This window comes from Streptomyces chengmaiensis (assembly GCF_029846775.1).
Classification (GTDB): Bacteria; Actinomycetota; Actinomycetes; order Streptomycetales; family Streptomycetaceae; genus Streptomyces; species Streptomyces chengmaiensis.
The window spans coordinates 225727-246410 of record NZ_JARWBG010000004.1; the positions used below are offsets into that span (position 1 = coordinate 225727).

A 20684-nucleotide genomic window follows, 5' to 3' on the forward strand; every position below is an offset into this window, starting at 1 on the left:
CCATGGGCAAGCCCAACACCCGTCGCCTGGACAAGGAGATCCGGCTGACGGAACGCAAGCTCGAAGCGGTGCAGAACGAGGAGATGTGGCCGCTGAACAGCGCGGAGCGGCGCAAGGTCGTCGGCGCTCTGGCCGGCGGCTCCTACCGGGTCGTGCGTGGCAAGAGCACTGGCCGCGCCGAACGCACGCTGGAGAACGTCTGGAACGCCGCACAGATCCGGCTGACCGCCGAACTCACCGCGTTGCGGACCGAGCGGCAGCGGATCGTCAACGAGCACGCGACCGCCAAGGCCGCCAAGAAGTCCTCGGGGTGGTGGTGACCGTGACCCGCACGCAGACGCCTGCGGGCGAGTGCCCGCAGTGCTGGCAGCACGCCCACGACCGAAGCATTCACCGCAAGCTCCGGCCCCGGGAGGACTGCCCGCAGTGCGTGGACCACATGGTCAACGGCCACCCCCACATCGTGCCCAAGAAGGAGTCGAAGTGGTGGTGAGCATGGACCACCGCCGTTGCCCGGCCGCGCACCCGGACGACCCGACCCCGTGCACCGGCCCGGTCGCCGTGACCGTGCTGGACACCACGAACGCAGGAGCGAACGGCTGCGAGCACCACGGTGCCCGGCTGTTGGCCTCCCTGGCCGGTGGCCGCGTCTACGCCCTCCCCGACGCCCCGACCGGAGCCGCCATCCGCGTCTTCAAGGCCGCCGACGGCATCCGCCCGTTCTGCTGGATCGAGGGCCCGCGCACCGAGCCGTCGCAGCTCAGCCGCGCGGAGAACCGGGCCCGCGCTCACCTCTGACGCCCCGGCCCCGCCCGTGCTCATACCGGGCGGGGCCCCGGCGCCTCTCTCCACTTCCGGCCCCGTTACGGGGTAGTCAGGAGCTGTTTCAGCATGTCTGAGAACGTCGTTCACCTGCACAAGCCCACCGAACCCCCGACCTCCGACGGCACCGCCCCCACCGTGCTCACGGTCGTGCCGGACGCGCCGCCCGCGCGGCCCGTGCCGCTGTGGGTCCGCTCCGGCCGCGCGGTGAGGACGGCCGTGACGCACGAGCGGACGCGGTCGGCCGGCCGTTCGGTGGTCCGGCACAGCCTGTACACGTTCAATGGCGGGCGGATCGTGGCCCGCCGCGCGTGGGACGGCCGCACCGGCTCGCGGTATGAGCGGATGATCCGGGCGGCAGAGGCAGCGGGGAACCTGGAAGCGGCCGAGGAGTGGGAGGAGCGCCTTCAGCGCTTCCGCGCCGCCCGCCACCACCGCCGCATGGACCTCCTGCACTCGCCCGTGGAGGCCGCCAAGGGCGTGGCCGTCGGCGCGGGCATGAGCATCGGGACCCTGGTCGCCCTCGGCATCGTCATGGCCCTCAACACCGGCCACGTCGGAGACGTCATCACCCCCCTGTCGGCGACGATCGATTTCATCGCCCTGCTGATCCGGATCGTGCAGATCGTGTGGGGCCCGGCGCTGACGATCGGCCCGTTCCTCGCTCTGCTGGCCCTGTGGTCGGTCGGCCGCAAGCAGCACGCCGCCCCCGCGTGGGCGCTGCCGGCGAACGTCCGCAGTGACGAGGGGGAGCCGATCACCCCGTCCATCGTGGTTAAGGCCCTGCGCGACCTCGGAGTGCCCGCCCTGCGCAACGCCATCAAGGAGATGGGCGACGCCGGCGCGTCCATGCTCGGACCGATCACCATCGCCGGATGCGGGGTCGAGGTCGATGTGACCCTTCCCTCCGGGGTGGCCACGAACGAGGTGCAGAACAAGCGCCGCAAGCTCGCCGAGAACCTGACCCGGCACGAACACGAGGTGTTCATCACCATCCCGGAAGCCGCACGGACGGTCAGGTTGTGGATCGCCGACTCGGGCGCGCTGGATGAGCCGATCGGCCCCTCTCCGCTGGTCACCGACGAGACGCTGACCGCGAACTACAAGACCGGCCGCGCCCCGTGGGGGCAGGATCTGCGCGGGGACGCTGCTGAGTTGAGCGTGTATCAGCGCCACCTGCTGGTCACGGGTCTGTCCAACCAGGGCAAGACCGCCGCGCTGCGGGCTCTGGCTCTGTGGCTGGCGCTGGACCGCACGGTGCAGTTCTGGATTGCTGACCTGAAAGGGATCGGGGACTGGGCCATGTTCGACGGCATTGCCAAGGTCCTGATCGAGGGCCCCTCCGACGAGCACGTGATTCAGGCGACCGAGATGGTTGAGGCCGCGGTTGAGGAGATGAACCGGCGGATCGAGGCACGCCGCCAGGACCCGACCGTGGTGTTCGAGCCGCTGGTCGTGGTGGTGGATGAGGCGCAGTTGGCGTTCATGTGCCCGGTTGTCGGCGAGGACAAGCGGCCCTACGGCGGTTCCAAGGCCACCTCGCGGTACTTCATGGCCGTGCGCAAGCTGCACAACCAGGGCCGTGCCGTGGACGTGCTGATGTGGCAGGGCACCCAGGACCCCACCGACCAGAACCTTCCCAAGCTGGTCCGCGAGGGCGCCCACACCCGCGCCTCCCTCGTCCTGGGCACCGACACCCAGGCCCGCATGGCGCTCGGGGACAAGGCCGTCAACGGCGGCGCCGCCCCGCACCTGCTCCGGCAGGGCCTGGACAAGGGAACCCTCGTCGTCGCCTCCGACGGCATCGCCATCCCCGCCGGGCAATCCTCCATCACCGTGCGCACCCACTTCATCGACGACGACCCCGCCGCCGAAATCGCCGCCCGCGCCAAGGCCCTGCGCGACGGGGCCACGACCCTGCGCGTCATCGAACGCGACGAGGAGCGGGACCCGCTCGCCGACATCGCCACCGTCATCGGCGACGCGGCACGGCTGCGCACCGATGAGGTCCTCAAGCGGCTGCACGCGCTGGACATGGCCGTCTACCGCGAGTGGAACAACGGACGGTTGAAGCGGCTGCTGGAGGAGCACGGCGAGGGGCCGAAGAAGTCCCACGGGGTCATGGTCGTGCGCCGAGACGACGTGGCCCGCGCGCTCGCCAACCGCGACACCGCCAGTTCCGCTTCCGCCTCCCAGTAGCGGGGAGGAACAACCCTCCGCCCCGGGGAGGCGGGGAGAACTCCCCAACCACCTCCCCGGGCCCACCTCCCCGCACTGATCAGCACAAACATCGCTTCAGGGAGGCGGGGAGCCTGCCTGCTCAGACCCCCGAAACACCCCTCCACACCGCACCCCGAAGGGGGTGCCGCCACCTCCCCAACCGAGCACCGGAAGGGATTCCGCATGCACCCCGACCACACCCCGCACGCGCCCACACACCGGGCCGTGGAAGTCCACCAACCCACCCCGCATCCGCCCGCCGTAGCCGTGTCGACGTCCCTCGTTCCGGTGCAGCCCGGCAGTGTTCCCGCGGTGGCGAGCATCGTCCTGCCCGGCGGCCGCATCGTCACCGGCTACGCCATCAACCCCGCACAACCCGAACCCGTCGCCGCCAAACCGGCCGTCTCCCGCACGGCCGTGAACGTCGCCCTCGGAGGCGTCGGCTTCCTCGCCGTGTGCGGCGGACTGCTGCTGCTCACCTCGTTCATCACCGCACTCACCGCGCTCATCACCCAACTCATCATCCTCGCCGCCGTCATCTTCGGCGGCTGGATCGCCGTCCAGATCTTCAGCGCACGCGGCCACCAGAGCGCCACCACCGTGAACATCCGCAAGGCCACGTTCAAGCGCAACCACTTCCACAGCTGACCAGCCAGAACAAGGAGCCCCGAGTGTTCGAGATCCGCGTCATCTGCGACCCCATCGACACCGACCGCGTCACCACCGCGCTGGCCGCCGCGTTCACGACCGGTGACGTGCGCCGGTATCCGACCCGCGACGGCAAGCGCGCCCGCCTCTACCTCACCGCCGACCACCGCCCCACCCCGGCGGGCTGGCCCACCCCCGAGCAGGCCTACGCCGACGCCCCGAGGATCAGCAACGAGATCGGCTGGACCACCGAAACGAGCGCACACACGCCGATCGGTCAGGGCCTGGACCGGGAGTACTTCCTGCGCAAGGCCGCCGTGCTGGACCGCATGGCGCTCACCGCCGACAGTCGCGACGCCGACGACATCGCCTGCGCCGCGACTGAGGCCGCCCGCCACCTCATGGGCCTGGACGACACGCCCGTGATCTGCGACCCGCGCCGCTACGTCCGCCAGCAGTACGCCCACTGGGCCACGCACCACTAGCTACGCCAAGGGCGACCCCCCATTCCGCCAAGAACCGGGGCCGCCCTTGCCAACCAGAACCCATCAAGGAACTGGAGATACCCCAGCATGACGCAATCCACCGACTTCCGACGAGTGTCCGCCGGGTGCGGCATGAGCGAGACGCCCTACCCCCGACACACCGCGCTGAGCCTCGCCGCGTCCGGCGTGCCCGTGCTGCCCCTGCGGCGGGGCAAGGTGCCGTTCGGCAACTGCCCCGACTGCAAGAACAGCGGTTGTGGGGACCGGCCGAACATGAAGGTGCCGGGTCCCTGCCGGTGCCTGGCCCCGTGCCACGGATGGGCCGCCGCCACCACCGAGCCGGCCGTCATCGTGTCGCCTCAGTGGGCGGCTGCGTGGCGGCAGGCGGTGTGCGTCGCGTACCACCCCGGCGGCGCCGGCCTGACCGTGGTCGACCTGGATGACGCGGATGCCATCGCGTGGGCCCGTACCGCCCTGCCCGCCACGCGCACGGTGGCGACGACGCGCGGTGAGCACTGGATCTACAGGGGCACCATGGGCTCTTCCAACGCGGTGCGTCCCGGTGTCGACATCAAGTCGTCCATGTCCTACGCCCGCTACCTCGGTCCCGGCACCGGCCAAATGGTCGACCTGTCGGACGCCGTACGTGCGCTCGCGGTGAAGACACCCGCCCCTGCTCGCCCGGTGGCATCGGCCGTCGCCGTGCCCGTTGGCGGCGGGGGGTGTCCGCACCGGACGCCCGCCTACCTCGAACGCGGCATCGCCATGGCGGAACAGCGCATCACCGAGGCCCGCAGCGCGGTGCACGCGACCGTGTACCGAACGTTCCTCGCCGTGCTGTCCACGCACGGCCGGTGCGCCTGCCTCACCGACACCCACGTCGCCCGCCTGTTCACCGCCGCGCAGAGCAAGGGCGAGACGGCCCGGCACTGCACGGACGCGTGGACCAACGCCCGCACCACGTTGGGGCTGTGACCATGTCCGACGACGAAAAAAGCCCCGCACGCGAGGTCATCACCGACTACGCCCAATCGCACTTTCGGTACTTCCGCACCGCCGACGGCACGGTGTATGCGCAGAGGAACGGTCACCCCGTGGCCCGTCCGATCCGCTCGCAGGGCACCACGGGAAGCCACCGGCAGGAGCTCATGGTCGGACTGTTCAAGGACGGTATCGGCGTGTTCAACGGCACCGCGATGAAGGAAGCACTCGACCTGATCGAAGCGTTGGCGCTGACCGAGGACGTCCAGCCCGTGCACATCCGCGTCGCCTCCGGATTCGACGGGGCGACGTGGCTGGACCTCGGGCGCAGCGACGGGCAGTCCGTGCGGATCCACCCCACCGGCTGGGACATCCGCACCCCGGACCCGCGTGAGGTGTGCTGGCGCCGTACTCAGCTCACCGGGGAACTGCCCCTGCCGGTCAAGGACACCGACGGCAAGGGAATCGACCTGCTGATGCGGCTGTGCAACTTCGCCACCGCCGAGACCGAGTGCTTGGCCATCGCCTGGCTCATCGGCTGTCTCGGTCCGGACGTGCCGGTTCCCGCGCCGTTCCTCACCGGTCCGCAGGGGGCGGGTAAGTCCACCGGTGGACGGATGCTCGTGCGGATCATCGAGGGCATGAGCGGTGACCTACGCCGGGCACCGAAGGATGAGGAGAACCTGATTGCTGCGGTTGCGGCCGGTTGGGTCACCGCCCTGGACAACCTCTCCCACATGACCCCGGACCTGTCCGACGCGATGTGCTGCATCGTGACCGGTGCCGAGAACGTCAAGCGCGCCCTGTTCACCGACGGGGACGTTTTCCGCGTCGGCTACCGCCGCCCCCTGCTCCTGACCGGCATCGACGTCGGCGTCATTCGCCCCGACCTTGCCGAACGGCTACTGCCCCTGCGGCTGGAACGCCCCCGCGTCCGGCGCACCGAGGCGGAACTGTGGTCCGACTTCGCAGAGGTGCTGTCCGTCATCCTCGGCTCTCTCCTAGACCTCACCGTGCAGGTACGCGCGGCGGAAGCGGACATCCCGACGGACCTGCGCATGGCCGACTTCGCCCACCTGTGCGCGCAGCTCGACGCGGCCACCGGTCTGGGGGCGCTGGCCGCCTACCGGGCCAGCCTGGACGACCTCAACGACGACGTCATTGAGGGCGACCTCCTGGCACAGACCGTGCTCAAGCACGCCGCTGGCATCGACCCGGGCACCGAGCAGCGGATGACGTCCGCCGAATGGCTGTACAGCCTGACGGGCCTCTATGCGGGTGAGGAGTGCCGTCCCCTGCCGAAAGGGTGGCCGACCACAGGCAAGGTGCTCTCCGACCGTCTCAAGCGCCTTCAGCCCACCCTCGCTGCCCGGGGCGTCCTCATCGACTGGGGCCGCACCAAGGCGTCCCGCTACATCGAAATCGCGCGGCCGTCCGCCGGACCGTCCCCGCACGAGCAAGGAGCGGCCTTCTGACCGCGCGGCACCACAACCGCACAAGCAAGAAGAGCACCCGGCGCACGCGTGCTCTTCTTGCTGTTCGGCGGCGGCGCCGCCCCGCGATGGTCGCGCCGCGAAGCGGCTCCTTCTTCACTCTCTGAGCCGCACACCAAACAGACACCACCCCTCCCTTGTCCGAAGTGGAGAGACCCTGCGTCACCTGCGTCACCCACCCCCCGCAAACGGCCGGTGACCTGCCGAAACAGCGGTGACGCACACAGCCCATTCCTGCGTCACCCCGCGTCACCTGCGTCATCGGATGACGAGGGTCTACGTCATCGGTGACACACCCCAGGTTCCTGCGTCACCCAAAAACCGCAGGTCAGAGGCACGAATGACGCAGATGACGCGGGTGACGCAGAAATCCGCACCTCGGACACACGCATACCCGACAGGCCACCGAAGGACTGCCCCACAGGAGTGCCCACATGAGCGTCACCCGCCTGGACACCGCACGAGCTTCCAAGGCCAACGGTCCGGCCCCCGTTCTCCTGACCGTGGAAGAGGCCGCCTGCTGCCTCCGAATCGGCCGAACCACCTGCTTCGCCCTCATCCGCTCGGGAGAGCTCGAGTCGCTGATGATCGGTGGGCTGAGGCGCGTCCCCGCCGACGCGCCGGCCGCCTACCTCGCCCGGCGCCGCGCGGAGCGTAGGGCCGCCTGACCCGTTTCCCACCGGAGCGCTGCCCCGAAGGCAGCGCTCCGGTCGTTTTCACCTGCCTCTACCCGAAGGAGTCCCGCCTGTGGCGGAACAGAAGAAGCGCACTCGGCAGCCCAATGGTCGGAGCTCCATCTACCTGGGCAAGGACGGCAAGTGGCACGGTCGCGTGACCGTCGGCATCCGCGACGACGGCAAGCCGGACCGCCGCCACGTCGAGCGGAAGACCCGCGCCGAGGTGACCACCGCCGTCCGTGAGCTGGAGCGGCAGCGCGACGCCAAGAGCATCCGGAAGGCGGGCCGCCCCTGGACAGTCAGAACGTGGCTGACCCACTGGGTCGAGAACATCGCCCCCCTCGCCGTCAACGAGAACACGATGGTCGGGTACGGCGTCGCCGTGCGGAAGCATCTGATTCCCGCCCTCGGCGCTCACCGGCTGGACAAGCTCAAGCCTGAGTACATCGAGAACTTCTACGGGCGCATGGTGGCCGACGGCCGCAAGGCGGGAACGATCCACCAGATTCACCGCACGTTCCGCACCGCACTGAACGAGGCGGTACGGCGGGGACACCTCGCCCGGAATCCCGTCCAGCTCGCCAAGGCTCCTCGCGTCAGCGAAGAGGAGATCGAGCCGTACACCGTTGACGAGGTGCAGCGCCTGTTGCGTGCGGCGGACAACCGTCGCAACTCCGCGCGCTGGGCTGTCGCGCTGGCCCTCGGACTCCGACAGGGGGAGGCACTCGGCCTCAAGTGGACGGACGTCGACCTGGAACGAGGCGTGCTGATGGTCCGCCGGAGCCGCCGCCGGCCGCGCTACGCCCACGGGTGCGGTGACACCTGCGGCAGGAAGGCCGGGTACTGCCCGCAGCGTCAACGGACCAACCCGGAGACCGCCGATACGAAGTCTCGTGCGGGACGGCGCGCGGTCGGACTGCCCGCACAGCTTGTAGACCTGCTGCGGACGCACCAGGCCAAGCAGGAGGCCGAACGCGCGGCGGCCGGTGGCGACTGGACGGACGAAGGGTGGCTCTTCGCGACACCGACTGGTCGGGGCACATCCTCCCGAACGGATTACGACGACTGGAAGGAACTACTGGAGAACGCGAAGGTACGAGACGGCCGGCTGCACGACGCACGGCACACCGCCGCCACGGTCCTGCTGATCCTCGGAGTCTCGGAGCGGGCAGTCATGGGGCTCATGGGGTGGTCCACAACGGCCATGGCCGCGCGATACCAGCACATGGTCGACAGCGTCCGCAATGACGTGGCCCGGCAGGTTGACGGACTCATCTGGAAGCCGACTGGGGACCGGCCGGACGACGATGATGACGGGGCCGCCGGGGTGCTCGCACCGGCCAACTGAGACGGGAACTGAGACGGAAGACGGAGAGGCACCCGGTTCAAGGAACCGGGTGCCTCTCTCACCAGCGGTAGCGGAGGGATTTGAACCCTCGGTGACTTGCGCCACACTCGCTTTCGAGGCGAGCTCCTTCGGCCGCTCGGACACGCTACCGGGAGAGATCCTAGCCCAAGTGGGCCCTGCGCCGAAATCGATAGGCCGCCGAGCCCCCGGAGCGGTCCGGGGCGGGGGCTCAGCGCTCCCGGAAGAAGGCGCTCAGCTGCCGGGCGCACTCCTCGCCGAGGACGCCGAGGACGACCTCGGGGCGGTGGTTGAGCCTCCGGTCCCGTACGAGGTCCCACAGCGAGCCCGCCGCGCCCGCCTTGTCGTCACGTGCCCCGTAGACCAGCCGGTCCACGCGTGACTGGACGATCGCCCCCGCGCACATCGTGCACGGTTCGAGCGTCACCACGAGCGTGCAGCCGGTCAGCCGCCATCGGCCGAGCCGCTCCGCTGCCCGGCGGATCGCCAGCACCTCGGCATGGGCGGTCGGATCGCCTGTCGCCTCGCGTTCGTTGTGCCCGGACGCCAGGAGCGTGCCGTCGGCGGCCAGCACCAGGGCGCCGACCGGCACATCGCCGGACAGCGCGGCCTGCTCCGCCTCCTTGAGGGCGAGGCGCATCGACGCCTCCCACGGCCCGCGTACGGGGTCGTGCACGGAACCGGACGGCGGAGGTGTGGCGGAGGTTGCACCGGTCACTAGCGGACGGTCTCCAGGACCTCGGAGGCGCCGAGCGCCTCGGCGATGATCATCAGCCCGTCCTCCTCGATGGACAGCAGTTCCTTTGCGGAGACTCCGAGGTCGTCGAGGATCTCGCGGTCGCCCAGCGGACCTGCCGGGGCCGCTTCGGAGTCCGCCATGTCGTCCTCGCCGGCCGCTTCCGGCTCGCCCTCCTCGGTGCCGTCGAGGTTCAGCGCGTCCAGTTCGTCGGCCGCGTCGTCGTCGTCCCCGCCGAGCAGTTCGTCGGTGAGGATCTCTCCATACGAGGAGCGCGCGGCGGCGGCCGCGTCCGAGACGTAGATGCGAGGGTCGTCCTCGCCCTCCACTCGGACGACGCCAAACCACGCGTCCTCCTGCTCGATGAAGACGAGCACCGTGTCCTCGTCCACCGAGGCCTCGCGGGCCAGGTCGGTCAGATCCGACAGGGTCTCCACATCGTCGAGCTCTGTGTCGCTCGCTTCCCACCCTTCCGGAGTGCGCGCGAGCAGTGCGGCGAAGTACACCGTGACTCTCCCACTGATCAGAGGTGTGACGACCGGCGGTGCGCTGCTCGTGCCCCGCCCACTCGGAATCGTGGCAGAAACCGGGCCGATGCGAGAGGTCTTCCGTCGTTGCGTCGTCCACCAGTTCTCACGAGTGCGGTTTCCATACTGCCTTCCCGTGCGTCCGGGGAGGTGCGGCGGCTACCAGCGGAAGGTCCGCATGCGCATCTGCTGGCGCATCCGGGCGGCCCGGGCGCGCCGCGGCTGGACCCGGTCGCGCAGCGCCCTCGCCTCGTGCAGCTCGCGCAGGAACTGGGCGCGCCGCCGGCGGCGCTCCGCGTCGGCCTCCATGGCCGCGACGGCCTCGGGGTCCTCAAGCCCGCGGGAGGCCTGCTCCCGTTCCGCCTCCGCTCGCGGCTCTGGTTCTGAATCCGGCTTCGGCATCGGCCGCACCACCCCGCCACTGGGTCCCTGTTGCTTCCACCTTCCCTCTGTGGCCTCGGTTGATGCGAGCCCCGCTACTGTGGACGCCATGCGGATCCATGTCGTCGACCACCCGCTGGTGGCGCACAAACTCACCACGCTGCGCGACAAGCGCACCGACTCCCCGACCTTCCGGCGGCTCGCCGACGAGCTGGTCACCCTGCTCGCGTACGAGGCCACCCGGGATGTGCGCACCGACCAGGTCGACATCGAGACCCCGGTCACCGGGACGACGGGCGTGCGGCTCTCCCACCCGCGGCCGCTGGTCGTGCCGATCCTGCGGGCCGGCCTCGGCATGCTCGACGGCATGGTGCGGCTGCTGCCGACGGCCGAGGTGGGCTTCCTCGGCATGATCCGCAACGAGGAGACGCTGGAGGCGTCCACGTACGCCACGCGGATGCCCGAGGACCTGTCGGGTCGGCAGGTGTACGTCCTTGACCCGATGCTGGCCACCGGCGGCACGCTGGTCGCGGCGATCCAGGAGCTGATCAAGCGCGGTGCGGACGATGTGACGGCCGTCGTGCTGCTCGCCGCCCCCGAGGGCGTCGCGGTGATGGAGCGCGAGCTGGCGGGCACCCCGGTCACCGTGGTCACCGCCTCGGTCGACGAGCGGCTGAACGAGCACGGCTACATCGTCCCGGGCCTCGGCGACGCCGGCGACCGGATGTACGGCGCGGCCGAGTAGCACGCGCGGCGCCGGGCAGCGCGACGCTGCGGGCCGCGACCCGCAGCGCGCCGGCTGCGTCAGTCCGCCGGCCGCGTCAGTCCGCCGGCTCGCAGGAAGGGCGCGGTGCGGGCCTGGTCAGCGCGGCCAGCGCCGCGTCCGCGTCCTTCTTCGCCGTCAGGTTCTTGAAGGCCGTGCCCAGGATCAGGTCCACATCCGCCGTCTCGCGGGTGTCGGCCTTCAGCTGTGCGCCCCGGACCTGGGTGGCGAGCACCCGGAACGCGCCCTCGTACGACGCCGGCGCGCCCAGCAGTATCGCGGTGCCGGCAACCTTCTTGTCGTACTCCTCGGTGGCGTTTCCGATCTCGCCGATCGCGAAGCCGCGCTTCTTCAGCTCGTCGGCCGCGCCCTGTGCGAGGCCCGTGCGCGGGGTCGCGTTGTAGACGTTGACCTTGATCTGGCCCGGTTTGGGCGGCGCCGGCGCGGCGGAGGGGGTGGGGACGGGTACGCAGTCGGACGCGCGGCCGGAGGCGGCCTGTGTCTTCTTCTCGTCCCCGCCGCCGAACACATCGATGAGCTGCAGCGTCCCCCAGCCGGCCAGACCGAGGGCGACCGCCGCGGCGAGGGCGGCCAGAACGATCCTGCGGCGGCGCCGGGGACGTCGCATGCGTGGGTACGTGTCCCCCGTCACGCGGTACTTTCCGCCCATGCCGGGGGGTGTGAGCATGCTCATGAGGCGCAGCGTAGTGCGGCCTGTCGGCGATGCCTACTAGATGATCAATGGAGTGCGTCCGTACGGTCCCGAAAGGGTCCGAAAGGGGCATTCGACTGGTGCGTGCGGCCGATGCCGACGGGTCTCGCAGCTCCGATCCGGGTAGGAGCGGCGCGATCAGCCCAGTTCGAGCACGCGTGCGTGGAGCACCTGGCGCTGCTGGAGGGCCGCCCGCACGGCGCGGTGCAGACCGTCCTCGAGGTAGAGGTCGCCCTGCCACTTCACGACATGGGCGAAGAGGTCGCCGTAGAACGTGGAGTCCTCGGCGAGCAGCGTTTCCAGGTCCAGTTGGCCCTTGGTCGTCACGAGCTGATCGAGGCGGACCGGCCGCGGCGCGACATCCGCCCACTGCCGGGTGCTTTCCCGGCCGTGGTCGGGATACGGCCGCCCGTTTCCGATGCGCTTGAAGATCACACGGAAAGCCTACCGGTCAAGGCGCTCCGGGCGCAGCCAGGAGACTCGAGTGCAATCCTGGGCAAGCGTGTCTTTTCCGGCAATCAGCGTGGGGAGCAGGGGTTCATATGAGCGCGAGCGAGCAGGCCGCCCCGGAGCTTCCGGAGGCCGCACGGAAGATCGCCGCCGGGTATCCGCCCGCCGGGGAGGCGATCGAACTGGGCGCCCTGCTCTGGGACGGCCGGTGCCGCGCCGAGGCCCCGATCCGCCTTCCGCTGGCCATGCTCAACCGCCACGGGCTGGTCGCGGGCGCGGCCGGCACCGGGAAGACCAAGACCCTCCAGCTCATCGCCGAGCAGCTCAGCGGCGCCGGGGTGCCCGTCTTCCTGGCCGACGTCAGGGGGGACCTGTCGGGGATCTGCGCACCGGGCGGGGCCGAACCCGGCGAAAGCGGGACCGAAACCGGCGAGAGCGCGCCGGGCGCGGACGACGGGCGGGGAGGGGCGGGCGAGAAGGTGCGGGAGCGGGCCCGGCAGGTCGGGCAGCGCTGGGAGGCCGAGGGCTTTCCGTGCGAGTTCTACGCCCTCGGCGGCCACGGCGCCGGGATCCCGCTGCGCGCCGCGGTCACCGACTTCGGGCCGCTGCTGCTCGCGAAGGTCCTCGAACTCAACCGGACGCAGGAGCAGTCACTGGGGCTGATCTTCCACTACGCCGATTCCAAGGGCCTGGAGCTGGTGGGTCTGAAGGATCTGCGGGCCGTGGTCGCCTTCCTCGTCTCCGACCTGGGCAAGGACGAGCTGCGTGGGATCGGCGGGCTCTCGACCGCCACGGCCGGGGTGATCCTGCGGTCCCTGACCGCACTGGAGCAGCAGGGCGCGGACGGCTTCTTCGGCGAGCCCGCGTTCGACACGCGCGATCTGCTGCGCACCGCGCCGGACGGCCGCGGGCTCGTCTCCGTACTGGAGCTGCCCGCCGTGCGGGACAGGCCTCGGCTGTTCTCGACGTTCCTGATGTGGCTGCTGGCTGATCTCTTCCACGATCTGCCGGAGGTCGGGGATGTCGAGCGCCCGAAGCTGGTGTTCTTCTTCGACGAGGCGCACCTGCTGTTCGACGGGGCGAGCAAGGCTTTCCTGGAGTCGGTCGTGCAGACGCTGCGGCTGATCCGTTCCAAGGGAGTCGGCGTCTTCTTCGTCACGCAGTCCCCGCAGGACGTGCCCCCCGAGGTGCTCGGACAGCTCGGCAGCCGGGTGCAGCACGCGCTGCGCGCCTTCACCCCCGATGACGCCGAGGCGCTGAGGGAGACGGTCAAGACCTACCCGCGGTCGGAGTACCGGCTCGAGGAGGTGCTCACCGGGCTGGGCGCCGGCGAGGCGGTGGTCACCGTGCTGAGCGAGTCGGGCGCGCCCACCCCGGTCGCCGCGACCCGGCTGCGGGCGCCGCGGTCCCTGCTGGGGCCCGTCGGGGCGGATGTGCTGGAGCGGGCGGTGAAGTCCTCGGCGCTGTACGGGCGCTATGCGGAGGCCGTCGACCGGGAGTCCGCGTACGAGCGGCTCTCGGACGAGCAGCAGGCGGCAGAGGAGGCCGCGGTGCGGGCGGCGCGGGAGGTGGAGCTGGCCCAGGAGGCGGAGGCGGGTCAGGCCCCGCCGCCCGGGCGGCCCGCGGAGGAGCCGCCGCTGGCGCAGCAGGTGGTGGGCAGCGCGGTCTTCCGTTCGCTCGCCCGGTCGATCGGCACCCAGCTCGGCCGGGAGATCGGCCGCTCGCTGTTCGGAACGGCGGGCCGCAGGCGGCGGTGACGGCGGGGGCGAGCGGGGTGGAGGCGAGCCGAGTGGGGGCGAGCGGGGTGGGGGTGGGCGGCCGACGGCAGCCGCCCACCCCGGAGAACTCGCCCTCCTTTGGACCTACTCGGTGACCTCGCGGCCGTGTTCGTCGTGCAGACCGCCGCCGCTGCCCTCGTCGCCCTGGGTCGGGACGGACTCGACCGGCTTGCGCAGCGAACTCAGGTCGTGGGCATAGGTGCCCACGGCATTGGCGATGACGTCGATGTTGGCGTCGAACGCCGCCATGTTGACGTTGCCGAGGTCATCGCACGCGTCGTGGTAGCACTTGTCGTACGCCACCCCGGCCTCGCCGCCGAACTTCTCGGCCTGCTTCTCGGTCTTGACGCCCTCCGCGCCGGTGAACGTGCCGCCCGAGGGAATGCCGACCTCGATGAACGGGCCGTAGTCCGAGCGGCCGGTGAAGTCCGTGCCCTCGTGCGGCAGTCCGCGCCTGTCCATGAAGTCGGTGATATCGCGCTCGAGCTGCGCCGAGCCCTTCGGGCCGGGCCCCGCGCCGACGCCGTCGGAGTCGTCCCCGTCATAGACGAAGAGGCCGTAGTTCGGCGAGGCGATCATGTCGAAGTTGAGGTAGAGCTTGACCTCCTTGCGGTCGAGGCTGCTCATGTTGGCGACATAGTGCTCGGAGCCGAGCAGTCCGTTCTCCTCGGCGGACCACCAGGCGAAGCGGACCTTGTTGGTCGGCCGCTTCTCCTTCTTCGCCAGCTCCTGGGCGACCTCGAGCAGACCCGCCGAGCCGGAGCCGTTGTCGTTGATGCCCGGGCCCGCGGTCACCGAGTCGAGGTGCGCGCCGAGCATCACGGTATTGGCGGCGTTGCCGTGCCGGGTCTCCGCGATGACGTTGTTGGTGGTGCGCTTCTCCTGGAGCTGGCGGATCTCCAGGGAGAGCTTCACCGCGCCCTTGTCGAGGTCCGCGGCGAGCCTCTCGCCCTCGGCGAGCGTGATGCCGCCGGTGGGGATCTTGCCCGCGCCCGCCTCTCCGAGGGTGCCGTTGAGCGGGCCCTCGGAGTGGTTGTATATGACGGCGCCCACGGCGCCGGCCTCGGCCGCGGTGGCCTGCTTCTGGGCGAAGGTGCATCCGCCGCGCTTGATCAGGGCGATCTTTCCGGTGAAGGTCCCGGAGGCATAGTCGCCCGGCTCGCAGCCGGTGGTGCCGTCCTCGTCGACCGGCACCGCGGTGAGATCGGCCTCGATGCCGCCCACCGGGGTGGACGCGGTGTACGTCATCGCGTTGATCTCGACGTCGCGGGACTCGGGCGCGACCACGGAGAGCTTCTCGGCCTGCGTCTCCGTGTACATGAACTCGAACTGCTGATACGAGACGTTGTAGCCCCACCTCTTCAGCTGCTGGTACACATACGCGGCCGATGCGTCGTGTCCGAGCGAGCCCGCGGCGCGGTGGCCGCCTGCCGAGTCGGCTATCTGCTGGAACTTCTCCAGGTGCCGGTAGGCGTCCTCGGCGGACGACTTCTGCACCAGCTTCCTGGCCAGCTTCGACGCTTCCTTCGCCGCCCGCTCACCGGGGTCGAGGCGGTGCGACGCGGAGGAGGGGGAGGCGGAGGCCAGCAGGAGCGGGGTCGCGAGTGCGGCTGCGGCCATGGCGGCCACGGCTCTGCGATGGGATGAGTTCACAGAGTTCCTTCCCGTGCGGTCAGAGTTGAGGGGAAGTTAGCGATCTTTGAGTGTCCTGTGAACACTTGTGCCGCAACTCACTGCATATTTCCTCTCGTTGCCCTGTCTCATCGGGGATGTTCCGGTCCGTCAGGGTGTGTGTTTCGCCTCCTTCGCGGCGCGCTTCATCTCCTGTTTGTGGGCGCGCACCTTGGCGAGCGACTCGGGCCCGGTGATGTCGGCGGCCGAGCGGTAGGCGCCCAGCTCGCCGTAGGCCCCGGCCGCCTCGCGCCAGCCCTCCGGGCGCACGCCGTACTGCTTGCCGAGCAGCGCGAGGAAGATCCTCGCCTTCTGGTCGCCGAAGCCCGGCAGCGCCTTCAGCCGCGCCAGCAGCTCCGTGCCGTCGGCGGCGTCCCGCCAGATCGCACGGGCGTCGCCGTCGTACTCGTCGACGACGTACCGGCACAGCTGCTGCACACGCTTGGCCATGGAGCCGGGGTAGCGGTGGACGGCCGGCTTCTCCTTCAGCAGCTCGGCGAAGGCGTCGGGGTCGTATGCGGCGATCTGCCCGGCGTCGAGGTCGTCGGCCCCGAGGCGTCGGGCGATCGTGTACGGCCCGGTGAACGCCCACTCCATCGGGATCTGCTGGTCGAGCAGCATCCCGACGAGGGCGGCGAGCGGGCTGCGGCTGAGCAGCTCGTCGGCCTCGGGTTGCTGGGACAGATGGATCGAGGTGGTCATGGACCGATGATCACCCCGTGCGGTGCGGGTCGCCAGTGAGGACGGCCCGCAAGATCGCTTGAGGGGCCCTTGGGGGAGGGTCGGATTCCGGGGGCGGCGAGTTCCCGGCGGGGTGCCCGTTGTTTCTCACAGCCGCTGGGGCTTCGCCGGAGCGCTCATACCCCCGTACGGTATGACTCCATGAGGACTGCGAGCTCCCCCGGACCCCGTCGGGGGGTGACCCCGCCGTTGGCCCTGGCGGGCTTCGTGCTGCTGCTGCTGGCGCTGACGGCCGTCTCCTTCGCCGTGGGACGTGCCGCGGGCCCCGTCTCGCCGGGTCTGCACCGGGTGGAGGAGGGCGAGCGCTGGGACGGGCCGGGCGGCGCCGGAGGCCATGACCACGGGATGCGGGCGCCCGGGGCGGTGCGGCCATGAGCGACACGCTCGGCGCCTCCGTGGTGACCCACACCGATCTGCTGGTCGGCGGAATGACCTGCGCCGCGTGTGTGGCCCGCGTGGAGAAGAAGCTCAACCGGGTCGAGGGCGTGACCGCCACGGTCAATCTGGCCACCGGCTCCGCCCGTGTCGCGCATCCGCCCGAGGTGGGCGTCAAGGTGCTGATCGAGACCGTCGAGCGGGCCGGGTACACCGCCGAGCTGCCGCCCCCGGACGACGAAGCCGAGGACGGCGGGGACGAAGGCGCGGCCGCGGAGTCCGACGCGTACGACGAGCAGGCCGAGGAGCGCGAGCGACTGCTGATCACCGCGCTGCTCGCGACCCCCGTCCTGCTGCTGTCGATGGCGCCCGCCCTACAGTTCGACTACTGGCAGTGGCTCTGCTTCACCCTCGCCGCCCCCGTGGTCATCTGGAGCTCGCAGCCCTTCCACTCCCGCGCCCTGGCCGGACTGAGGCATGCCACCGCGACGATGGACACCCTCGTCTCCCTCGGCGTCATCGCGTCCTTCCTCTGGTCGGCTTACGCGCTCTACTTCGGCGGCGCGGGCGACCCGGACATGCGGATGCCGTTCACCTGGCTGCCCGGCGACGGCGGACACAGCGGGGCGCATCTGTATCTGGAGGCGGCGGTAGGCGTTCCGCTGTTCGTGCTCGCCGGGCGGCGACTGGAGGCGCGGGCCAGACGCGGCACCGGGTCCGCGCTGCGAGCCCTCGCCGAACTGGGCGCGAAGGACGTCGAAGTGCGCGGCCCCGACGGGCGTCCCGGGGTGCGCATCCCCATCGCGCGGCTGCGCACCGGGCAGGAGTTCACCGTCCGGCCGGGCGAGAAGGTCGCCACGGACGGCGAGGTCGTCGAGGGCAGCTCGGCGCTCGACCTGTCGCTGGTCACCGGCGAGTCCACACCCGTGGAGGCAGGCCCCGGCAGCAAGGTCGTGGGCGGCGCGGTCAACTCGGGCGGGCTGCTCGTCGTCCGCGCCACCGCGGTCGGCGCGGACACCCGGCTCGCCCGGATCACCAGACTGGTCACGGACGCCCAGGCGGGGAAGGCCAGGCTGCAGCGGCTCGCCGACGCCGTCGCCGGGGTCTTCGTGCCGGCGATCGTCACCGTCGCGGCGTGCGTCCTCGGCTTCTGGCTGGGCGCGGGCGCCGCACCCGAGACGGCGGTCACCGCCGCCGTGTCCGTTCTCGTCGTCGCCTGCCCTTGCGCGCTGGGCCTGGCCATCCCCACCGCCTTCCTGGCCGCGACCGGCCGGGGCGCACAGCTCGGCGTGCTGATCAAGGGCCCCGAGGCGCTGGAGCGGCTGCGCGGAGTCGACACCGTCGTCTTCGACAAGACGGGCACGCTCACCACCGGCCGTATGACGCTCGCCGCGACGACCGTGACGGAGGGCGGGCCGGACGCGGCGGCCGTGCTGCGGCTGGCGGGCGCGGTGGAGTACGGCTCCGAGCACCCCATAGGGCGAGCCGTGGCGGCGGCCGCGGCCGGGGGCGGCGCTGAGCCCCCGGCGGCGCTGCCGCGGGTGTCCGGCTTCCGCGCGGTGCGCGGCGAGGGCGTCTACGGGCAGGTGGACGGGCGCGAGGTCGGTGTACGGCGGCCGCGGGAGGACGCCGAACTGCCCGGAGAACTGCGCAGCGCCCTGGAGCGCGCCGCGTCGGCCGCGCACACCGCGGTCGTCGTGGAGTTCGACGGCCGTCCGGTCGGCGTGCTGGCGGTGGGGGACCGCCTGCGGCCTTCCAGCAGGGACGCGGTCGCCGAGCTGATCGCCCTGGGCATCGAGCCGATCCTGGTCACGGGCGACGCCGAGGCCCCGGCGCGGGCCGCGGCCCGCGAGGCCGGCATCGAGACGGTCCACGCGGGCGTCTCCCCCGAGGGCAAGGCGGAACTGGTCGCCGCGCTGCGCGCCGCCGGGCGGCGGGTCGCGATGATCGGCGACGGCGTCAACGACGCGGCCGCGCTGGCCTCGGCGGACCTGGGCATCGCGATGGGCGGCGGCACGGACGCGGCGATCGGGGCGGCCGACATCACGCTCGTACGGGAGGACATGTCCGCGGTCGTCGCCGCCGTACGCCTGACCCGGCGCACGCTCACCACGATCCGGGCCAATCTCGGCTGGGCCTTCGGCTACAACGCGGTCACCGTGCCGCTGGCGGCCACGGGCTGGCTCAACCCGATGTTCGCGGCGCTCGCGATGTCCGCCAGCTCGGTCCTCGTCGTCGGCAACAGCCTGCGGCTGCGGGCGTACGGGACGGGTGCGGCCCCTCCCGCGGGGGCGGCGCGACCGGCCGCCGACCCCGGTTCGCACTCCGGCCCGGACTCCGGTTCGGACTCCGGCACCGGTGCCGGCTCTGCTCTCGGCTCCGCTGCCGCTCTTGGCTCCGGCACCGTTGTCGGCTCCGGCCCTGGCTCCGGCTCCGGCCCGAAGGGGGGCTCCGATGACCACAGCCTCCGCTGACGGCGTCGGCGCACCGAAGAGCCGGGCGCTCCCGCCCGGCTCCGGCCCGGCCACGGCCGCCGACGCGGATCATCCCCGGAGCACGGGCTCCAGCCGCGGCGCCGGCAAGGGAGGCCCGTCCGAGCGGGACTCGGCCCCGGACCCTCCGAACGAGGAGTCCGGGGCGCGGGGCGGCGCGTCGCTGCCGTCCGCCGCCGGGCCGGACGCGGACCCGGCCGCAGGACCCGGCCGCGGGGCGCGGGTGCGTTCCGCTGCGCCGGGGGACTCGGACGCAGGACGGCCGACGGACCCGGCCGCGGCCACCGGAGGCGTCGGGCCGGGCGACCCGGACGGCGGGCGGCCGCGACCCGCCGGCGGCTCGCGGCGCGTCGCCGCGCTCGCCGGAGCCGTCGGAGTGCCCGTGGGGACGTGTGCCGTGACGCTGGGGCTGCTCACCGCCTATACGTCGACCGGGGCCGCGGGACAGCCCCCGGCCGAGATCAGCGTGGTCCGCGCCCGTGTCGTGCAGCCGATCGACTCCAGGGACACCATCGCGTACATCGATCTGCGCAACACCGGCGGCACGGACGCCACGCTCGTGTCCGTGGAGGCCCCGCTGACGGGGACCGCGAATCTGCTCTCGCGGGATGTGATCGCCAATGACCAGGGGCTGATGAAGGCGGTCCCGGCACTCCGCATCCCGGCGGACGAGGAGAAGAAGGCACGCCCGTCGATCGCCGATGTGATGATCGAGGACCCGCCCTCGCTCACGCTGGGCGAGACGGTCGAGTTCCTGCTGCGCTTCCGTGACGGGAGCACGGTGAGCGCCCGCGCGGTGGTGGTCCTGCCCGGCTCCTGAGGTCGGCGCCCGCAGCCGGACCGCCGGTCCCGGTCGACTGGACGCCCTCCGCCTGGCCGTCTACTCCCGGTCGACAGGCACCCTCCGCCCCGGGCGCGGCTCTCACCACTCGCCCACCGGCGGGGAGTCCGGGATGGGCCGGATGACCACCGGGTACTCGGGGACGCCTTCGGGCACCGGGCAGCGCGACACACGCTCGGCGATCTCGGTGACCCGATCCAGGCTCGCGCAGTCGAGCACCCAGTACCCGGCGAGCACCTCCTCGGTCTCCCGGTACGGCCCGTCGGTGATCACCGGCCGTCCGTCGGGGTCGCGGCCGACGAACCGCGTCTGCGCGGGCTCGGCCAGGCCGTTGCCGTCGATCAGCTCGCCGGACTCGGAGAGTTCGTCGTTGACGGCCTTCATATAGAGGAACATCGTCTTGAGGTCCTGCTCGTTCCAGGCCGGGCTGTACGCGGACGCCTTTCCGTTCATCGCGTCGTAGTCGGCCTGCGCGCCCTGCACCATCACCAGATACTTCACGATTCACTCACTCCTCGGGACAAA

Annotated in this window: 23 protein-coding genes and 1 tRNA gene; 15 read left to right on the forward strand and 9 right to left on the reverse strand. The window is 71.4% G+C overall.

The features are described 5' to 3' along the window. Nucleotides 1–2: 2 nt before the first annotated feature. From QCN29_RS05925 to QCN29_RS05970, 10 genes are all read left to right on the forward strand, one after another. Nucleotides 3–320 carry a hypothetical protein gene (locus QCN29_RS05925; RefSeq protein ID WP_240139640.1) on the forward strand — a complete coding sequence of 106 codons (318 nt, stop codon included), beginning with the start codon at nt 3–5 and terminating at the stop codon, nt 318–320. After that, nucleotides 317–493, forward strand: a complete 177-nt coding sequence (locus QCN29_RS05930; RefSeq protein WP_279926700.1) for a pRL2-8 — start codon at nt 317–319, stop codon at nt 491–493. Before QCN29_RS05925 ends, QCN29_RS05930 begins: the two co-directional genes overlap by 4 nt. After that, nucleotides 484–798 carry a hypothetical protein gene (locus tag QCN29_RS05935; RefSeq protein ID WP_279926626.1) on the forward strand — a complete coding sequence of 105 codons (315 nt, stop codon included), beginning with the start codon at nt 484–486 and terminating at the stop codon, nt 796–798. The genes QCN29_RS05930 and QCN29_RS05935 overlap by 10 nt, the downstream gene beginning before the upstream one ends. A gap of 93 nt (nt 799–891) precedes the next feature. After that, nucleotides 892–3021: an FtsK/SpoIIIE domain-containing protein gene (locus QCN29_RS05940; RefSeq protein ID WP_279926627.1), complete on the forward strand. Its 2130-nt coding sequence runs from the start codon at nt 892–894 to the stop codon at nt 3019–3021. 204 nt (nt 3022–3225) lie between these two features. Then, complete coding sequence (locus QCN29_RS05945; protein WP_279926628.1) at nt 3226–3690, forward strand: hypothetical protein; 465 nt, start codon at nt 3226–3228, stop codon at nt 3688–3690. Between the two features lie 23 nt (nt 3691–3713). After that, a complete protein-coding gene (locus tag QCN29_RS05950) occupies nt 3714–4175 on the forward strand; it encodes a hypothetical protein (RefSeq protein ID WP_279926629.1) in 462 nt (153 codons plus the stop codon). A gap of 132 nt (nt 4176–4307) precedes the next feature. After that, nucleotides 4308–5150, forward strand: coding sequence for a bifunctional DNA primase/polymerase (locus tag QCN29_RS05955; protein ID WP_279926630.1), 843 nt, complete (start codon nt 4308–4310; stop codon nt 5148–5150). A gap of 2 nt (nt 5151–5152) precedes the next feature. Beyond that, entirely contained in the window at nt 5153–6631 is a 1479-nt protein-coding gene (locus QCN29_RS05960) for an ATP-binding protein (protein ID WP_279926631.1), read from the forward strand. Nucleotides 6632–7083: 452 nt separating this feature from the next. Beyond that, the gene (locus QCN29_RS05965; RefSeq protein ID WP_279926632.1) at nt 7084–7317 is read left to right on the forward strand and encodes an excisionase family DNA-binding protein; all 234 of its coding nucleotides are present in this window, start codon (nt 7084–7086) and stop codon (nt 7315–7317) included. Between the two features lie 79 nt (nt 7318–7396). Further along, a complete protein-coding gene (locus QCN29_RS05970) occupies nt 7397–8674 on the forward strand; it encodes a tyrosine-type recombinase/integrase (RefSeq protein ID WP_279926633.1) in 1278 nt (425 codons plus the stop codon). Between the two features lie 65 nt (nt 8675–8739). On the opposite strand, the gene QCN29_RS05975 is transcribed toward QCN29_RS05970, so the two are convergent. The 4 genes from QCN29_RS05975 to QCN29_RS05990 form a co-directional block, all read right to left on the reverse strand. After that, nucleotides 8740–8824: transfer RNA gene (locus tag QCN29_RS05975), tRNA-Ser, on the reverse strand. A gap of 79 nt (nt 8825–8903) precedes the next feature. Continuing rightward, nucleotides 8904–9332: a tRNA adenosine(34) deaminase TadA gene (gene tadA / locus QCN29_RS05980; protein WP_279926701.1), complete on the reverse strand. Its 429-nt coding sequence runs from the start codon at nt 9330–9332 to the stop codon at nt 8904–8906. A gap of 77 nt (nt 9333–9409) precedes the next feature. After that, nucleotides 9410–9934 (reverse strand): tRNA adenosine deaminase-associated protein, encoded by a 525-nt coding sequence (locus QCN29_RS05985; protein ID WP_240140013.1) that lies wholly within the window; start codon nt 9932–9934, stop codon nt 9410–9412. Nucleotides 9935–10114: 180 nt separating this feature from the next. Further along, nucleotides 10115–10357, reverse strand: coding sequence for a hypothetical protein (locus tag QCN29_RS05990; protein WP_279926635.1), 243 nt, complete (start codon nt 10355–10357; stop codon nt 10115–10117). Nucleotides 10358–10445: 88 nt separating this feature from the next. Here QCN29_RS05990 and upp point away from each other — a divergent pair, with 88 nt between their 5' ends. Beyond that, entirely contained in the window at nt 10446–11081 is a 636-nt protein-coding gene (upp, locus tag QCN29_RS05995; protein WP_279926636.1) for a uracil phosphoribosyltransferase, read from the forward strand. A gap of 76 nt (nt 11082–11157) precedes the next feature. On the opposite strand, the gene QCN29_RS06000 is transcribed toward upp, so the two are convergent. After that, nucleotides 11158–11793, reverse strand: a complete 636-nt coding sequence (locus tag QCN29_RS06000; protein ID WP_279926637.1) for a LytR C-terminal domain-containing protein — start codon at nt 11791–11793, stop codon at nt 11158–11160. Nucleotides 11794–11949: 156 nt separating this feature from the next. Beyond that, a complete protein-coding gene (locus QCN29_RS06005) occupies nt 11950–12246 on the reverse strand; it encodes a type II toxin-antitoxin system VapB family antitoxin (protein ID WP_003955420.1) in 297 nt (98 codons plus the stop codon). A 107-nt stretch (nt 12247–12353) separates the two neighbouring features. On the opposite strand from QCN29_RS06005, the gene QCN29_RS06010 reads away from it, so the two are divergent. Next, nucleotides 12354–14018 carry a helicase HerA-like domain-containing protein gene (locus tag QCN29_RS06010; protein ID WP_279926638.1) on the forward strand — a complete coding sequence of 555 codons (1665 nt, stop codon included), beginning with the start codon at nt 12354–12356 and terminating at the stop codon, nt 14016–14018. 105 nt (nt 14019–14123) lie between these two features. Here QCN29_RS06010 and QCN29_RS06015 read toward each other — a convergent pair whose 3' ends face one another. Then, on the reverse strand, nt 14124–15668 hold the full coding sequence (locus tag QCN29_RS06015) for a M28 family metallopeptidase (RefSeq protein WP_398859133.1): 1545 nt from the start codon (nt 15666–15668) through the stop codon (nt 14124–14126). A gap of 153 nt (nt 15669–15821) precedes the next feature. After that, on the reverse strand, nt 15822–16412 hold the full coding sequence (locus QCN29_RS06020) for an HhH-GPD-type base excision DNA repair protein (protein ID WP_279926639.1): 591 nt from the start codon (nt 16410–16412) through the stop codon (nt 15822–15824). A 180-nt stretch (nt 16413–16592) separates the two neighbouring features. Between QCN29_RS06020 and QCN29_RS06025 the strand changes: the two genes are divergently transcribed. Genes QCN29_RS06025 through QCN29_RS06035 form a run of 3 tightly spaced genes read left to right on the forward strand, consistent with a single transcriptional unit; the run spans nt 16593 to nt 20138 of the window. Further along, entirely contained in the window at nt 16593–16826 is a 234-nt protein-coding gene (locus QCN29_RS06025; RefSeq protein ID WP_279926641.1) for a hypothetical protein, read from the forward strand. Further along, nucleotides 16823–19300: a heavy metal translocating P-type ATPase gene (locus QCN29_RS06030; protein ID WP_279926642.1), complete on the forward strand. Its 2478-nt coding sequence runs from the start codon at nt 16823–16825 to the stop codon at nt 19298–19300. Before QCN29_RS06025 ends, QCN29_RS06030 begins: the two co-directional genes overlap by 4 nt. Then, nucleotides 19281–20138 (forward strand): copper chaperone PCu(A)C, encoded by an 858-nt coding sequence (locus tag QCN29_RS06035; RefSeq protein ID WP_279926643.1) that lies wholly within the window; start codon nt 19281–19283, stop codon nt 20136–20138. Before QCN29_RS06030 ends, QCN29_RS06035 begins: the two co-directional genes overlap by 20 nt. 102 nt (nt 20139–20240) lie before the next feature. Here the strand turns inward: QCN29_RS06035 and QCN29_RS06040 are convergent, their stop codons facing one another. Continuing rightward, nucleotides 20241–20660, reverse strand: coding sequence for a YciI family protein (locus QCN29_RS06040; protein ID WP_279926644.1), 420 nt, complete (start codon nt 20658–20660; stop codon nt 20241–20243). Between the last annotated feature and the right edge of the window lie 24 nt (nt 20661–20684).

Excerpts from the sequence above, each read along its gene's own strand:
- QCN29_RS05925 (WP_240139640.1), top strand. The coding sequence starts at position 3 with ATGGGCAAGCCCAACACCCGTCGCCTGGACAAGGAGATCCGGCTGACG.
- QCN29_RS05940 (WP_279926627.1), top strand. The coding sequence starts at position 892 with ATGTCTGAGAACGTCGTTCACCTGCACAAGCCCACCGAACCCCCGACC.
- QCN29_RS05945 (WP_279926628.1), top strand. The coding sequence starts at position 3,226 with ATGCACCCCGACCACACCCCGCACGCGCCCACACACCGGGCCGTGGAA.
- QCN29_RS05955 (WP_279926630.1), top strand. The coding sequence starts at position 4,308 with ATGAGCGAGACGCCCTACCCCCGACACACCGCGCTGAGCCTCGCCGCG.
- QCN29_RS05960 (WP_279926631.1), top strand. The coding sequence starts at position 5,153 with ATGTCCGACGACGAAAAAAGCCCCGCACGCGAGGTCATCACCGACTAC.
- QCN29_RS05965 (WP_279926632.1), top strand. The coding sequence starts at position 7,084 with ATGAGCGTCACCCGCCTGGACACCGCACGAGCTTCCAAGGCCAACGGT.
- tadA (WP_279926701.1), bottom strand. The coding sequence starts at position 9,332 with ATGCGCCTCGCCCTCAAGGAGGCGGAGCAGGCCGCGCTGTCCGGCGAT.
- QCN29_RS05990 (WP_279926635.1), bottom strand. The coding sequence starts at position 10,357 with ATGCCGAAGCCGGATTCAGAACCAGAGCCGCGAGCGGAGGCGGAACGG.
- upp (WP_279926636.1), top strand. The coding sequence starts at position 10,446 with ATGCGGATCCATGTCGTCGACCACCCGCTGGTGGCGCACAAACTCACC.
- QCN29_RS06000 (WP_279926637.1), bottom strand. The coding sequence starts at position 11,793 with ATGAGCATGCTCACACCCCCCGGCATGGGCGGAAAGTACCGCGTGACG.
- QCN29_RS06010 (WP_279926638.1), top strand. The coding sequence starts at position 12,354 with ATGAGCGCGAGCGAGCAGGCCGCCCCGGAGCTTCCGGAGGCCGCACGG.
- QCN29_RS06020 (WP_279926639.1), bottom strand. The coding sequence starts at position 16,412 with ATGACCACCTCGATCCATCTGTCCCAGCAACCCGAGGCCGACGAGCTG.
- QCN29_RS06025 (WP_279926641.1), top strand. The coding sequence starts at position 16,593 with ATGAGGACTGCGAGCTCCCCCGGACCCCGTCGGGGGGTGACCCCGCCG.
- QCN29_RS06030 (WP_279926642.1), top strand. The coding sequence starts at position 16,823 with ATGAGCGACACGCTCGGCGCCTCCGTGGTGACCCACACCGATCTGCTG.
- QCN29_RS06035 (WP_279926643.1), top strand. The coding sequence starts at position 19,281 with ATGACCACAGCCTCCGCTGACGGCGTCGGCGCACCGAAGAGCCGGGCG.